Here is a 15,413-nt window from a genome sequence, read left to right as displayed (position 1 = left end):
CGCGGGCTCAGCGACCGGCCACGGGCATTGTCAGCAACTGCAAGCGCTGGGCAATGGCGGCGGCCGGGGCGTCGGGGCGGATTTTGCTCCAGCGTTTATTGGCGACATCGCCGACGATCAACTGCGTGGAGTGCTGCTCGGGTGTCGGCACGATCTGGCCGATGCGGCTCAATACCAGGTCCAACTGCGCCTTGTCGCCGGTAAGAAAAAGCCAATGAGGGTCATCGGAACCCTGCTTCAAGGTGTAAGCCTTGAGCACCGCCGGCGTATCGCGCAGCGGGTCACTGGTAAGGGAAATAAAGGTGATGTCCGGCGCCTTGTCGCCCAACAACTCGCGGACTTCCTTGAGCTTTTGCGTGATCAGCGGGCAGGCATCGGTGCAACTGGTGAAGATCACGTTGAGCAGCACTATGCGGTTTTGCAGTGCGTCGCTGTAGAAGCGCAACGTCTCGCCGTTCTGATCCTGCAACGGCGTGTCGGTGAACCAGGTTTTCGCGTCGTGGGTACCTTTGGCCGGCGCGGCGGCCACAGCGGCTGGTGGCTCAGAGACGTGGCCTTCGTGAGCGAACGCGACGTTACCGAGAATCCAGAAGCACACGCTCAGGGAGATCCAGTCGAGCAGTCTCATGGCTGTTGCTCCATGGCGATGGCGGTGTGTTTGGCGTGGGTGCGCAGGCCGCTGAGTTTTTCCACTTCCTTGGCCAGCAGCGCCGGGTCGGTGAAGCCGTAATAGCGCATCCAGTGACGATTGTTGCCGTCGCCGACGAGGATCAACGGTTGGTGATTCTTGAAGTCGCCGCTGAAACTGCCGAGGCCTTTGAGGGTTTCGTTGATCGACTGCGGCGAACCGGTCAGCCAGCTCCAGCCCGGCCCGCGCTGGAAGGTGCGCGCATAATCCTGCAGGCGTTTCGGGTCGTCACGCTGCGGGTCGATGCTGATCGACACCAGTTGCACTTCGTTGCCGACGCGCGCGCCGAGCTGTTTCTGCACCTTGCCCATGATCGACGAGACCACCGGGCACACCGTGGTGCAACTGGTGTAGATAAAGCTCATGACGACGATTTTTCCCTGTACCAGGTCTTGTTCGAGGCGCACGGTTTTGCCGTTCTGGTCGAGCAGCGGCACGTTGGCGAATTTCACTTGGGCGTGTTCTTGCGTGTTGCTGGCCGGGGCCGTGTGCCCGGCGTGTTCATCTGCCGAATGAGCGTTGGCGTGTTGAATGCCGAGGCTCAACAGGCACAGGGTCAGCAGGCCAGCGGATGCAAATCGGTTCATGTCGAAACTCCTCTTCAACGGGCCTGGCCGGGGGCTACCCGAACACTGGCAAAGGTCTTGTCATCGAAACCGGCGCCCAGCGACGCCGCGCGCACGTGCAGGTACCAGGCGCCGCTGCGGTCAAGGGTGATAGGCGCTTCGTATACGCCGTCGGCGACTTCCAGCGCCGCCACTTGGCGGGGGTGCGAGGTGGGCGCGAGGTAGTAGCGCAATTGCACGTCTTTGACGCCGCTGCGCTGGGTTTTGTCTTTGCCTTGAACGATGCGGAAACGCACGACGTAGGGGTCGTTGAGCGCCACGGCAGTCTTGTCGAGAAGGAACTCGACTTTCGGTGCGCCGAAGTGTTTTACCAGGGCGCCATTGGTTTCGATCTGCGCGGTAAAGCAGTGAATGATGTTCGGTTGGTTGAGCAGGAACGCCACGTCGAAGCGCCCCGCTGCCGGTAGCTTCACCCGCGCGCTGTACAACCCCGGCGAGACTTCGCGCAGGCTGCGGTCGATGACCATCGCGGCGCGGGCGATCTGGCCACGGTTGGGGTAACCGGACATCGGCGCGTTCATGCCTTCGGCGTAGAAATAGGTGGTGTTGTCGACCGGGTTGACCACGAACACCGCGTTGTCGTCGCGTGATACCGCAAGGCTTGAAGCGAGCGGCAAATCGCCGGCCAGGCGCGGCGCTTGCGGGCCGGCTTCGAAACCCTGGCTGATCGGCTGGCGGCCTTCACCGAGCGAGGACAAGTTGATCATGGTGACTTTCGGTGAAGCGAGTCCGCGTATGTAGGCGTAGGCCTGGGTGAACACCACCTGGTAGGGTTCGGCGCTGACGTCCAGATCATGAATGGCGCTGTTGGTGGCGGCATCGATAACCGTGGCGCGGTTTTCCAAGGTGTTGAGCACCACACCGAAGCGGCCGTCGGCGCTGAAGCCCATGGGGCCGAGGCCTTGTTGCAGTTTGATCACCCGGCGAATGGCGTGGGTGTTGGCGTCGATCACAGTGACGGTGCCGTCCTTGCCGTCGGCCACGTAGACCGCGCCGGACAGTGGCGAGTAAGCGACGGATAACGGATGGGAGCCGGTCTTGATCTGCTCGACGATGGTCAGGCTGGCGATGTCGATCACGCTGACGGTGCCGTCGTCGCGGTTGCTGACGAAGGCGAAGCGGCTGTCTTTGCTGAAGGTGATTTCGTGGTGGCCGCGACCGGTCTGTAAATGTTTGAGGGGTTTGAGGCTTTGGCTGTCGATCACTGTCACGCCGGAGTCTTCGGCTTTGCTCGCGTTGTTGCCGACCCACAGCAGGCGTTCGTCTGGTTGCAGCGCGACGCGCACTGGTTGGCTGCCGGCTTTGACCGAATCGAGAACCTTGAATTGTTCACTGTCGATCACCGCGACTTCGCCCGCCGTCGGCATCGAGACGAACACGCGTTTGTTGTCTTTGGGCGTGACCCAGTCCATCGGCGGTTGCTTGAGTTCGATCCGCGCGAGGGTGCTGGTGATGCCGCCGACCGAGACCGACGGATCGACCACGGCGATGCTGGCGTCGCGGTTCATCACCAGCAGGAAGTAGCTGTTGAGGTCGAGCAACGGCCGCGCGCCGATGTTGGATTTGAGGAACACCCCGACCCGGGCTTTGCAGCTCTTTTCGCGGCCCTGGGCTTGATCGGCGGCGAGGGTTTGCGGATCGACCCAGGCGCCCGGCGCCACCCCGGACAACGGCTGGCCGGAGGCGCTGTCAGTGATGTGAAACTGCACATCGGCGAACTCGCCTTCGCGCAGCTTGCCGTCAGCGGCCAGTGGCTTGAAGTTGAAATCCACCGCCACGCCGTCGCGGTTCAGCGTCTGACCCGCAACGGTTTGTGCCAGCGCAATCTCACTCAGCGTCAGCAACGCACCGGCCATGGCCAGCGTGCAAATACCGATGATGTTGATGATCCTGTTCATCTAACTCTCCCCTACCTCTTCACCTGGCAAAACACCGACCCTGTGGGAGCGAGCCTGCTCGCGAAAGCGTCTTCAGCTGCACCCTTGAAAACCGAGTTGCTCCCATTCGCGAGCAGGCTCGCTCCCACAAGGGATTTGCATTCCTACCGCATCCTCACTGCCCACCACCGGCCCCTGTAGGCCTTCGCCTGCTCGCGATGGCGTCTTCAGCCTCACCCTCAAAAACCGGATTGCTCCCATTCGCGAGCAAGCTCGCTCCCACAAGGGATTTGCATTCCTACCGCATCCTCACTGCCAACCACCGGCCCCTGTAGGAGTGAGCCTGCTCGCGATGGCGTCATCTGCCTCACCATCCGAAACCGAGTAGCCCCAATCGCGAGCAGGCTCACTCCTACAGGGGATTTGCATCCACCGGGACATTGTCGTTGTGCCTACTGCCCCTGCGGCGCCGGCTCGGGTTCGTTGGTTACGCGCAGCAGTCCCCATAACCCGGAGGTGTTGCCGTAGGCGGCGTAGTCGCGGAACAGGTAATCCCCCGGTATCGCATTGCTGCCGCCGGCGCTCGGGATCATGAAGCTGAAGTGCGCGGCCGGCAGGACGCTTTCGTGGGCGCCGATGTACATCGACATCGGGTTGTAGCCGAAGCGCACCGAGCCGACGCCCGGCGAGCCCATCGGATAGCCACCGACATCGCTCTTCTCGGCCTGGAACGGATTGACCGACCAGACATGCCCGTCGAGCTGGAACGTAGTGCCGCGACTGCCACCGCTCGGCATCAAAATATGCGTGCGGAACGGCTGCCCCGGTTTGGCATACAGCACCGGCGTCTGCGGATCGCCACCCACCAACGCATTGCTGTAAGCCATGTGCGCGTTGGTCATATCGCCATAACCCGCGCCATCGGCATGCCCGAACGGTGCGTCCGGGGCGAGGCCGAAGCGGTACCACAGCGGTTCGGTCTTGTAGTTGATCGCCATGCTCGAGTTGTCCTGCGGATCGGTCGGCACGCCGAAGCCCTCAGCCGCAATCCCTTCCACCGGCCGGCCATTGGCCCAACGGGTGTTCAACGCCTTGTGCCAGACCATCGCAAAATCGCGGTAGCTGGTTTGCCCAGGCGCCGTCACCGTGGCGTTGACCTTGCGCGCATCGTCGACCCAGGTCGCGCCGATCGGCAGGATGCTCATCGCCCCGCCGAGGCCTTTTTGCGGTTGCTTGATCACGTCCGCCGGGGTGAAATTCAAACCGCCGAACTCCACCGCCGTGGCATTGATGTTGTCGACGCTGCGGCCCAGTTGCGTCACCGGTTTGCCTTCACGCTCCAAGTGCCCGGCGTAGTACTGATAGGTACGGGTCGGGTACGCGCCGCTGTTGCCGACGCGCGGTGGCACGGTCTGGATCGGGTTGGCGCCGACGTTGGCGCCGTCGGATTTAGTGATGTCGTACGCCAGCAATTGCGCATGCAGGCCGACGTGGCTGGATGGCCGCATCAGGTTGTTGCTGAACGTTGTCGAGCCCAGACCGCTGTTGCGATCACGCTTGACCATGCCTTGCATCACCGCCGTCTGGGTCAGGTCAGGCATCACGCTCGGCAGACGGTTTTCCAGGGTGATGTTGATGCAATCCCCCGCCGCTGCGCGCAGCACCAGCGGTTCGACCGGGATGCCGGGTTTGAGCTTGCCGCTGAGCGGATCAAGGTCCGATTTGCGCACATACAGAATCGCGGTCGGGTCATGCAGCGGCCCGCTCTGCCCGCCGATGGTGATGGTTTCGCCATCCTCCGGATCGGTCACGGTGACTTGTGGAATGCTCACCGTGCGCGAGTTCAGCACCAGGGTGCCGCCCGCCGGATTCAGCGGCCCGCCGACATGCTGACCGAGCCCTTCGGGATCGCCGATGGTCAGGCCCAGCGCATTGCCGAGGATGTCATTGGCCAGTGCCGCGACCACTTCGTAGTTGCGCTGTACCGTCGGCCGCGTGCCGATGCCATTGGGGTTGGCGCTGATCCGTGGGCAACTGCCCTCGAACGCCACGGTGTTGCGCATGCCCGCCGGATTCGGGTTGTTGGGGATGGCGAACAGGTCGGCGCGTTTGGCGGTGTAGTTGCGCATCACGCCCCAGATCCCGCTCCAGTAGCCCTCGATCGAGGCATCCATCGAGTACAGATAGTCGCCCGTGGTCGCCGCGGAACTGGAGAGCATCGACACCGGCGCAATGAAGCCCATCTGCTCGGAGATGCCGATCATTTGCGAGGCGCGCCAGCCGGAGTTGGAGCTGTTGCCGAAACCGGAACCGCTCTGCAGCCATTTCACACCGTGCAGGGTGACGTTGTGCTCTTCTTCATGACCGCCGGCATGCACCCGCAGCCGCACGTTGTCGCCGGTGTAAGTACGCAGCATCGGTGTGAACGGATCGCCAGGTTCGGCGCCGCCCTTGTTGATGTGCGGCGGGAACAGCGTGGTGCCCCCGGTGGGTCCGGTCGCCGAGGTGAGCAGATTCGGCGCCAGGTTCATCGCCGGAATCGCGCGGTCGGTGCGGCTTTGCATGGCGAACGACAGATCACCACCGAGGCCGTCGGCCTGCATGCCGCGCTTGCCGTCCGGGCCGACCTTGTTCGGGTCGTACACGCGCAGGGCCAGCGGTTCGTTGCGATAGTTGACGACGAACATGCCCGGATCATCCACCGAGATCGCCTGCGGACATGGCCGGCTCGGGCAGCCCGGGACCTGACCGCCCTGCACTTCCAGTACACCCTCTAGCAAGTTGCTGGCGTTGTTGCGCACGGGCGGATTGATCGCGTAGCGAAAGCTGTCGGCGGTCGCCGGGAACGCCTGGGCATTCGGCACACCGTTGGGGCCGGCACCGACGTAGACACCGGCTTCATAGGCGTGCTGGAAGTCGCTGTATTCGAGGAAGAACTCGCGGAAGCTGTCGTTCTTGCCGTCGCCGTCGAGGTCACCGGTGTTGATCACCGCTTGCCACGACGTCGGCCCGCCATCTTGACGTGCCCCGCTATAAAGAGGCTCGCCGGTTTCGGCGTGGAACCAGGTGGAACCGGCCGGCTCGGCCAACACAGTGGCGTACAGACCAATCTGCTGGTGCGTCGATGGGCCGAGGTGGTCGTGGGTGAAAATCGTGCCGAGGCCGCGATCGACGCCCTTGGCGTTGACCACCGGATCGACGAACCAGCGCTGCATCGCCGTGCGCGCACCGAGCCAGTCGGCGCGGCCGTACTGACCGAAGAACGGATGGTTCTTGGCTTTCGGGCAGGCCTGAGTGCCGTCGCGCGGATCGGTGCCGGCGCACTGATTGAACTCGCGGATCGCATGAATGCGTTCCTGCACGGCGCCGGGCGAGAGCACGCCGTCCTCGTAGTTCCAGCCATTGGACGAGCCGTCCGCCGAGGTCAGGTCCCACTTCGGCAGGTGAATGTGCTGACCGATCACATCGGTCGGCGTGCGCACCTGATAGTCGTCCATCTCGTAGGTGGCCGGCACCAGGTTGGTTTGCTGGTATTGCACGCAATCGAAAGTGTTCATGCGCATCACCAGCGGCTCTGGCGGACGCTGCTTGGTGATCACCGGCCAGGCGTCTTCCCACAGCGCCAGAATGCGCGCCTGCGGGAAGTGGTAACCGACTTTGTTGTACACCGCGTCGAACTGGATGTTGGCGGCTTTGTAGATCCGTGGGCGGTCGGCGGTGAAGCTCGAGGCGCCGACAAAGGACAGGCCGTCGATGCGTTCACCGCTGTTGAATTCGCCGCTGCCGGCGCTGCTGGTCAGGCGTTTTTGCCGATCGTCCATGCACGGTTCGTAATACGGTGCGCCGGCCATCGGCAAGGCGCCATTGGTGCGGAACGCCTTGGCCACCACTTGATTGCCGGGCAGCAAGGCATAACTTGGATGGTCTTTTTTCGCGTGGAAGGCCATCGCCGCTTGTTCGACTTCGGTGCCTTCTTCCGGCAGGTAAATCGGTTTGGCGCGGGTGACTTCCTTGGAGAAGTCCAGCGAGGTGGTCACGGTGTGCGCCTCGCCACCGGCCGCGACGCCGTCCAGTGCGTGCCGCTGCAAGCCACCATTCCAGCCACCGGACTGCGCCGGATCAAGATTGGCCCACAGCGCTTTGCCGCTGGCCTTGAGCGTTTGCGCGGTGGCGGCGTCGAGCATGTCCAGCGGCGGGGTTGGCGGACGTTGGCCGACCGAACTTTCCATGCCACCGATCCAGAACGGATAGCCCGGGTTTTTCAGGCTGCCGTCGGCATTGCGGTTGGCTTCACTGCGATCGACCAGCGCCAGTGAGCCGATGGCTTGACCGCCAGCGTTGCCGCCGTGGTGCTCGCCGTCGTCATCGCCCTCTTCTTCGTCGTCATCATTACCGGCGACCAGGGTTTCACCGATTTTCGGCACCACCACGACTTTGCCGGGCATCGGCGCCATGGCTTTGCCCGGCAGCGGCACAATCGCCGGTATCGGTGTGCCGGCGACGATTTCGCCGTCCGGCAAGGCGCGTGCACCGGCCGCCGGTTTGCCACTGCGCAAGGCAAACGGTTCGCTGTGGTAACCGTCGGCGCCCTGCTGCGACACGTCGAGTCGAGTGCCTTCTTCGAAGACATCGTGCACCCGCCACATGGCCCACATGCCTTGGGCGAAGTGCGGATAGAAATGGCAGTGATAGATCGCATCGCCGGCCACGCGGTTGCGGTTGCCGGAACCGCCATTGGCGATTTCGTAGGTATAACCGGCGCCCGGCCCGATGCCTTGGGCGTCGACATAATCGGAGTTGTCGTCGTTGGGGTTGAACAGCCACTGATGGCCGTGCAGGTGGAAGATGTGTTGCTCGTGGCCATTGTGGGTATTGCGGAATTTGACGAAGTCACCGATATAGCTGTGGTTGACGTTCGACGGCTCCGACGGATACAGGGCCATGGTGGCTTTCACCCCGATCTGATCGGCGCGCGGTGTCTGGCCTGGGGCGATGTTCTCAAGCCCGGCGTTGGCCGGCACATCCACCAGCATTGCCACATCGCCAACGGTGTGCGAACTGAGGAAGAATTCTTCGTAGGCGCACGACAGGCAATCGTGCATCGGCCCTACGCCCAAGCGGTTGGCGACCACTTCGGCGCCCATGCCGCCGGAGCCGTAGTTGATCATGAACGAGTCGCGGGTCGGCTCCAGCACATGGGCCATCACCGGATCCGCCCAGTACGCGGGGAACGCTTGGGTGGCGGCGGTTTCGTCCTGGAATTGCGAGGCAAAATCGCGAAACGCTTCGAGGCGGTTGGGGATCGCCGGGTTGCGTTTGCCCATCGATTCCAGCGGATAGGTGCTGGGCGGGAAACTGCCGTCGGCGTTGCTGCCCATGACAATCGCATCGCTTTCGCTGGAAATGATTTCATTGCCGTCGACCATGCTGATGATCGGCGTACCGGCCTTGCCTTCACGCAACCACGGTTCGCGTTGCGGGTAGCGCGCCTGGTAGTCGACGATCGGTTGGCCGGTGGGCGCGCGGCCCGTGGTGGCCAGGCGCATTTCTTCTTCGGTAAGGGTATTGCGATAAGTGCGACCGCCCTTGGGCAGCACGACGACCTGACCGAACAAGCCATTGGCAACGTTGCCGGCCGCACCCTCGCCACCGAACGTTGCGCCACGGCTGCTGACGGCAAACGCGCCCTCGCGCTCGGCGTACAGGGTGTAGGAACGGCTGGCACCCGGTGGCACCAGACTGTTGGCGTTACGCCCGGTGAACGAAGAAATGTCATCGATGCTGTTCACCGCTTGCAGGCCGTTGACCTGGAAACCGACGTGACGATCCGCCACCTGCTCATCGACTTTGAAGGCTTCGGCGCCGTTGGCGTTTTCGACCCCTTCCTCGCCCTCATTTTCAAAGTGCTTGTTCGGGTTGGCCTGATAGTCGAGCAGGTTCTGCAGATTGATCGTCAGGCAATCGCCGGCAGCTACGCGCAACACCAGCGGCCGCGGACGCTTGTCCGGACGCAGCGAGACTTTGCCCGGCGCCGCTGAGCCGCCGTACGCCAGCGACTGGTCATGTTCATCCACCACGTCGCGGCGCAAGGCGAACATCATGCCGTTGGCGTTCTGCGCACCGAGGCGGTTGAACATCAGCGGTTGATCGAAGGCGACGACGTTGGCCACCAGATTGCGCTCGCAACGCACAGCCGCGCCGGCCAGTTCGACGCTGAGCATCGAGGCCAGAATCAGCAGCCAGTTCAACAGAGACGGAGCGTGATGAATGCCAACCATGATCAGTAACCTCGTAGTGGGTGCTCTTGGGAACACTTCTCGACAAATGCCCCGGAGCAATCCGCGTGCCACAAAAAATCACATGTCCGTTCAAGCAGTTACCGCAACGATTTGAGAGTTCGGGGGATATTCCCCACCCGTTTCCCCCACTTTTCGGGCCTTGGCCGTTTGCCCCGAAAGTGGGGAAAACCAGGTTGGGGTCACAACGGCGCATCCATGGCCAGCCCTTGCAGACGCCGGTACTGACGCAAGACATTCGGCACATAACGCTGGGTTTCGGCGAACGGCGGAATCACCCGGCCACGGCTGAGCACCGCGTCCGGCCCGGCGTTGTAGGCCGCCACCGCGAGAGCAATGTCGTTGTCGAACAGGGTCATCAGGCGCTTGAGGTATTTGGCCCCGCCCTGGATGTTGGCCTTGGGGTCGTAGACGTCGGTCACACCCAGCTCGCGTGCGGTGTCGGGCATTAACTGCATCAGTCCGCCGGCGCCTTTGGCCGAGGTCGCGCCGGGGTTGTAATGGGATTCGGCATTGATCACCGCGTGCAGCAGCGCTTCGGGTAATTGATTGACTTTGGCGGCTGCCGAGACCAGTTCCGCGTAGGGCTGGTTGGCGATCATTTGTGGCTGTTGATCGAGGCTGGCCACAGGCATTTCAGCCTCGTGGATCACCCGTTCGTAAGTGCGTCCGGGCCGGTGAACGTTGGACAGCACGTAGCTGCCCTTGGCGTCCACGGAGATGAACACATCGGCCTGCGCGGCGCCGCTGAGCAGCACACAACCGAGCAATCCGCTGGCGATAAATTTCATGTCGGGCCTCCCGGATCGACCCCGATAAATTGGGGGAAATGCCCCAATGGCCGATCACGTTTGAGCCATACGCAAGCACTGTGCCGACTCTTGAAAAGCCCGTACTACAAGGCCTTCAGCCAAGTTGACGTTCTTGAGTGGGGGCTGAGCATGGCAATTGCATAAGCCCTTCTGGCGACTCGGCTGCCACTCACGGGAGGTCATCATGAAGCTGCAATTTCGTCCGCGTGACCAACGCGGTTTTACCCTGCTCGAATTGCTCGTGGTGTTGGTGGTACTCGGCCTGTTGGCCGGGATCGTCGCGCCGAAATACTTCGCCCAACTCGGTCGCTCGGAAGTGAAGGTGGCCAAGGCGCAGATCGAAGGACTGAGCAAAGCGCTGGATATCTATCGACTGGAAGTCGGCCATTACCCGTCCACCGAACAAGGCTTGCAGGCCTTGGTCACCGCACCCAGCGACGAGGCGAAATGGACCGGCCCGTACCTGCAGAAAAAGCTCCCGCAGGATCCGTGGGGACGTAACTACACCTACCGCTATCCCGGCGAAAACAGCGAGTACGACTTGCTGTCGATGGGCAAGGACGGCCAGCCCGGCGGCGAAGGCGAAAACGCCGAAGTGACCAACTGGCAGTGAGCGGAGCGCGGCCCATGCGATTTCATTTGAAAGCGGTTGGCAAGGCTGGGGTGGTGTCCTTGAGCGTGGAGGCGCCGGGTGACAGCGAGGCGCGGCGCATCGCCGAGGATCAGGGTTTGCGCGTGCTCAGCCTGCACGTAGACAAGCACTGGCGTTCGCTGAAACTGCGTCAGCGTGAGACCTTCAATCTGGTGTTGTTCAGCCAGGAACTGACCACGCTGCTCAACGCCGGCCTACCGTTGATCGATGCGCTGGAAAGCCTCGCCGAAAAAGAATCCGCCCCCGCTGCCCGGAAAACCTTGAGTGAGCTGGTTCGCTTGCTTTACGAGGGCAAATCCTTCTCGCAGGCGTTGGGCCAGTTGTCGGCGGTGTTCCCGCCGCTGTACGTGGCGCTGGTACAGTCCAGCGAGAAGACCGGTGCGGTCGGCGATGCGCTGGGCCGCTATGTCAGTTATCGCCAGCGCATGGACGAGGTGCGCCAGAAGATCATCAGCGCCTCGATCTACCCGATGCTGTTGCTGATAGTCGGCGGTGGCGTGGTGCTGTTCCTGATGGGTTATGTGGTGCCGCGCTTCAGTCTGGTGTTTGAAGGCTTGGGCAATAACCTGCCGTGGCTGTCGCAGGTGTTGATGAGCAGCGGCATGTTTTTGCATGCGCATCAGGCGGAGTTCTTCGGTGCATTGGCAGCCATTGTCATCACCCTCGCCGTGCTGCAAAAGCAACCGGCGTTTCGCCGTGGCCTGGATCGGCTGGTGGAGAAACTGCCGGCCGTGCATCAACGGATTTTCATGTATGAACTGGCGCGGTTTTATCGCTCCCTGGGGATTCTGCTGCAAGGCGGGATTCCACTGGTGACCGCCATGGCCATGGTGCGCGGCTTGCTTACCGTGGCATCACGGGTGCGACTCGATCAGGCGTGCGAGCGGGTGCGCGAGGGGCAATCGCTGTCCACCGCGCTGGAACTCAATCACCTGGTGACGCCGGTCTCGCTACGACTGCTGCGCGCCGGCGAACAGTCCGGCAACCTCGGGCAGATGATGGAACGCAGCGCCGATTTCTACGACGAGGAAATCAGCCGCTGGCTGGAGTGGTTCGTGAAGTTGTTCGAGCCGCTGCTGATGACGTTTATCGGCCTGCTGATCGGGGTCATCGTGATCCTGATGTACATCCCGATTTTCGAACTGGCTTCGAGTATTCACTGACCCCGGGAACGGGTCCGGTCCCTGCAACAACGCACTTTTACGTTCCCAAACAAAACCACAAAGACGGAGAACGATATGCACATTAAAAAGCTCGTGCTCGCAATGGCCATCGGCGCAGTTCTGTCAGCGTCAACGGTACTCATTCCGGACAGTTTGTCTGGGGTATCCAGTGCTTATGCCAAGGATGGTGGGAGTGGTGGAGGCAGTGGTGGCGGTAGCGGAGGGGGCGGCGGCGGAAGTGGTGGCGGAGGAAGTGGAGGTGGCGGTCATGGCGGCAATGGCGGCAATGGCGGTGGGAGCGGTGGAAGTGGCAGCGGTGGCGGTGGCGGTGGCGGCGGCAGTCATGGGGGCGGCGGCAATAGTGGCAGCGGTGGCGGCGGCAACAGTGGCCACAGCGGCAGCGACCACGGCTCGGGACACTCGGGCGACAGCGCCTCATCCGGCCGCAACGGCACGCACGCCGAAGCGGGAGATGACCACGGCGTCCATCGGGCGGGTGAAGTCGGCGATGACCACGGCGTCCACCGCGCGGGTGAAGTCGGCGATGACCACGGCGTCCACCGCGCTGGCGAAGTCGGTGATGATCGTGGCGTCCATGCTGCGGCTGAAGCCGGCGATGATCGCGGCGTGCATGTCGGCGGCGAGCCTGGCGATGACAAGCGCGCCAACTAATCATTAGACACACCGCAAAACCTGTGGGAGCGAGCCTGCTCGCGAATGCTGTGGGTCAGTCAATGATGTTTTGACTGACACAACGCTTTCGCGAGCAAGCTCGCTCCCACAAGGGTTTGTGGCGTGCGCAGATTTCGCAGACAACCACCATAAATTGTAGGAGTGAGCCTGCTCGCGATAGCGGTCATTCAGACACTGAAGCTGTGACAGACAGAACGCTATCGCGAGCAGGCTCACTCCAACAGGGTTTTTGCGGCGTTTGAAGATTACGCAAACGACCGTTAACAAATGTGGGAGCGAGCCTGCTCGCGAATGCTGTGGGTCAGCCAATAATGTTTTGACTGACACACCGCTTTCGCGAGCAGGCTCGCTCCCACAAGGGTTTGTGGCGTGCGCAGATTTCGCAGACAACCACCATAAATTGTAGGAGTGAGCCTGCTCGCGATAGCGGTCATTCAGACACTGAAGCTGTGACAGACAGAACGCTATCGCGAGCAAGCTCACTCCTACAGTTTTGATCTGCGTAAGGATCAGAGGGCGACGTTGTTTTGGTTCAGGCGTTCACGCAAAAATTCAACCAGCGCCTGCACCGGTCTGGAGGCCTGACGATGTTGCGGGTAAACCGCTGAAAGTGTCAGCGGCTCCGGGCGCAAATCATCCAGCACCGGCACCAGTCGGCCATCCTTCAACGCCGCGCCGACAATGAACGTCGGCAAATAGGTAATCCCCATCCCCTGCACCGCCGCATCCCTGAGCAGCTCGCCGTTGTTCACCCGCATGCGCCCGGTGACATTGACCAACAGCGGCTTGCCCTGCCCCGCGTTGAAGCGCCACTGCACCGAACGACTATGCCCGTACGGCAGGCAGTCATGGCTGTGCAGATCTTCCGGCTCGAGGGGCGTACCGCGTTCAGCGAGGTACGCCGGGCTGGCGCAGTACACCCGTTCGATCGACGCGATACGCCGAGCAATCAGTGTCGAGTCTTCCAGCACGCCAATGCGCAGCGCCAGATCGTAGCCCTCACCGAGCAAATCCACCGGCCGATCACTCAGATCAACCTCAACCGTAACTTCCCGATAACGCTGCAAGAACAGCGGCAACAAACAGCCCAGATGCGCAACGGCAAACGACAGCGGCGCACTCAGGCGAATCGTTCCGCGCGGCTCGGCAGTCTGCCCGGCGATGCCCTGCTCCACTTGCTCGACTTCGCCCAACAGCCGTAGTGCCGATTCGTAATAACTCTGCCCCAGCGGCGTGACGTCCAGGCGCCGAGTCGAGCGGTTCAACAACCGCACGCCGAGACGCTCTTCCAACTGCATCAAACGCCGGCTGACGAACTGCTTGGACAGGCCCAACTGATCGGCCGCTGAGGTGAAGCTGCCGGAGTCCATGACCTGGCAGAAAATACGCATGTCTTCGAACGGGTTCATTGTCACTCTCTGGTGGACAGTTAAACGCTTTATAGCCGCTTTTTCACTTCTCGGCACCCTATTAATCTGTGTCCACGGTGTTGAAACCACCCCCCACACACTCAACAAACTCAAAAATGGAATTGAACATGAACATCACGAAAACCCTCGCCGCTTCCCTCCTCGCCCTGTCCATCGGCAATGCATTCGCCGCCGAGACCTCCGGTGTCGAACACAATACCCAAGCCTTCCTCAACGCCCTCGCCGCCGGCGGTGGCAAACCCCTTGAGCAACTGAGCCCGAAAGACGCCCGTGCGGTACTGACCGGCGCCCAGGCTTCGGTGAAAGTGGATCTGTCCGGTGTTGAAGTCAGCGACAAGGCGATCAAGGTCGATGGCCAGACGATCAACCTGAAAGTGGTGCGTCCGGCCAAGGTCAAAGGCGAGTTGCCGGTGTTCATGTTCTTCCACGGTGGCGGCTGGGTACTCGGCGATTACCCGACCCACCAACGCTTGATTCGTGACTTGGTGGTGGGTTCTGGCGCGGTTGCGGTGTACGTCGACTACACACCGTCGCCGGAAGCGCAGTACCCGACCGCAATCAACCAGGCTTACGCCGCGACGAAATGGGTGGCTGAGCACGGCAAGGACATCGGTGTCGACGGCAAGCGTCTGGCGGTGGCCGGCAACAGCGTCGGCGGCAACATGGCGGCGGTCGTGGCGTTGATGGCCAAGGAACAGAAAGCCCCGGCGCTGCGCTTCCAGTTGCTGATGTGGCCGGTGACCAACGCGCAGTTCGACGATGGTTCGTATCAGCAATTTGCCGAGGGCCACTTCCTCACCAAAGGCATGATGCAGTGGTTCTGGGACAACTACACCACCAACCCCGCCGAGCGTGCGCAGATTCACGCCTCGCCGCTCAACGCCAGCGCCGAACAACTCAAAGGCTTGCCTGCGGCACTGGTGCAGACTGCCGAGTTCGATGTGTTGCGTGACGAAGGCGAAGGCTACGCGCGGCACCTCGATGCGGCCGGCGTGGCGGTGACCTCGGTGCGTTACAACGGGATGATTCATGACTTCGGTTTGCTCAATCCGCTGAGTCAGATTGCGGAAGTGAAAGCGGCAGTGCGTCAGGCCGCAGCTGAGCTGAAAACCCACTTGCAGCCTTAACGGCAAAAGATCGCAGCCTTCGGCAGCTCCTACATTGGAATACGTTCTC

10 protein-coding genes are annotated in these 15,413 nt (G+C 62.0%); 4 read left to right on the top strand and 6 right to left on the bottom strand.

Features of this window, described 5'->3' with window-relative positions; all coding sequences use genetic code 11:
• Positions 1-7: 7 nt before the first annotated feature.
• The 5 genes from VY732_RS10710 to VY732_RS10690 all read right to left on the bottom strand — a co-directional run bounded on the left by VY732_RS10710 (position 8) and on the right by VY732_RS10690 (position 10,278).
• Positions 8-628, bottom strand: coding sequence for an SCO family protein (locus VY732_RS10710; RefSeq protein ID WP_331695370.1), 621 nt, complete (start codon positions 626-628; stop codon positions 8-10).
• Positions 625-1,275, bottom strand: coding sequence for an SCO family protein (locus VY732_RS10705; RefSeq protein ID WP_116031129.1), 651 nt, complete (start codon positions 1,273-1,275; stop codon positions 625-627). The genes VY732_RS10710 and VY732_RS10705 overlap by 4 nt, the downstream gene beginning before the upstream one ends.
• Positions 1,276-1,289: 14 nt before the next feature.
• On the bottom strand, positions 1,290-3,212 hold the full coding sequence (locus VY732_RS10700; protein WP_331695369.1) for a YncE family protein: 1,923 nt from the start codon (positions 3,210-3,212) through the stop codon (positions 1,290-1,292).
• Positions 3,213-3,643: 431 nt separating this feature from the next.
• Positions 3,644-9,469 carry a manganese-oxidizing multicopper oxidase MnxG gene (gene mnxG / locus VY732_RS10695; protein WP_331695368.1) on the bottom strand — a complete coding sequence of 1,942 codons (5,826 nt, stop codon included), beginning with the start codon at positions 9,467-9,469 and terminating at the stop codon, positions 3,644-3,646.
• Between the two features lie 200 nt (positions 9,470-9,669).
• Positions 9,670-10,278, bottom strand: a complete 609-nt coding sequence (locus VY732_RS10690; RefSeq protein WP_077572069.1) for a lytic transglycosylase domain-containing protein — start codon at positions 10,276-10,278, stop codon at positions 9,670-9,672.
• 205 nt (positions 10,279-10,483) lie between these two features.
• Between VY732_RS10690 and gspG the strand changes: the two genes are divergently transcribed.
• The 3 genes from gspG (at position 10,484) to VY732_RS10675 (ending at position 12,786) form a co-directional block, all read left to right on the top strand.
• The gene (gene gspG / locus VY732_RS10685; RefSeq protein WP_034152611.1) at positions 10,484-10,912 is read left to right on the top strand and encodes a type II secretion system major pseudopilin GspG; all 429 of its coding nucleotides are present in this window, start codon (positions 10,484-10,486) and stop codon (positions 10,910-10,912) included.
• Positions 10,913-10,926: 14 nt separating this feature from the next.
• On the top strand, positions 10,927-12,114 hold the full coding sequence (locus VY732_RS10680) for a type II secretion system F family protein (protein ID WP_077572067.1): 1,188 nt from the start codon (positions 10,927-10,929) through the stop codon (positions 12,112-12,114).
• 75 nt (positions 12,115-12,189) lie between these two features.
• On the top strand, positions 12,190-12,786 hold the full coding sequence (locus VY732_RS10675) for a hypothetical protein (protein ID WP_331695367.1): 597 nt from the start codon (positions 12,190-12,192) through the stop codon (positions 12,784-12,786).
• Between the two features lie 530 nt (positions 12,787-13,316).
• Here the strand turns inward: VY732_RS10675 and VY732_RS10670 are convergent.
• Positions 13,317-14,216, bottom strand: coding sequence for a LysR family transcriptional regulator (locus VY732_RS10670; RefSeq protein WP_331695366.1), 900 nt, complete (start codon positions 14,214-14,216; stop codon positions 13,317-13,319).
• Positions 14,217-14,344: 128 nt separating this feature from the next.
• Here VY732_RS10670 and VY732_RS10665 point away from each other — a divergent pair, with 128 nt between their 5' ends.
• A complete protein-coding gene (locus VY732_RS10665) occupies positions 14,345-15,364 on the top strand; it encodes an alpha/beta hydrolase (protein ID WP_331695365.1) in 1,020 nt (339 codons plus the stop codon).
• The last annotated feature ends 49 nt before the right edge of the window (positions 15,365-15,413 follow it).

The sequence above is a fragment of the Pseudomonas sp. ZY71 genome (genome assembly GCF_036542145.1).
GTDB lineage: Bacteria > Pseudomonadota > Gammaproteobacteria > Pseudomonadales > Pseudomonadaceae > Aquipseudomonas > Aquipseudomonas koreensis_A.
The sequence above is the reverse complement of the archived record's forward strand: the minus strand, read 5'-3'. Positions and strand labels throughout refer to the sequence as shown.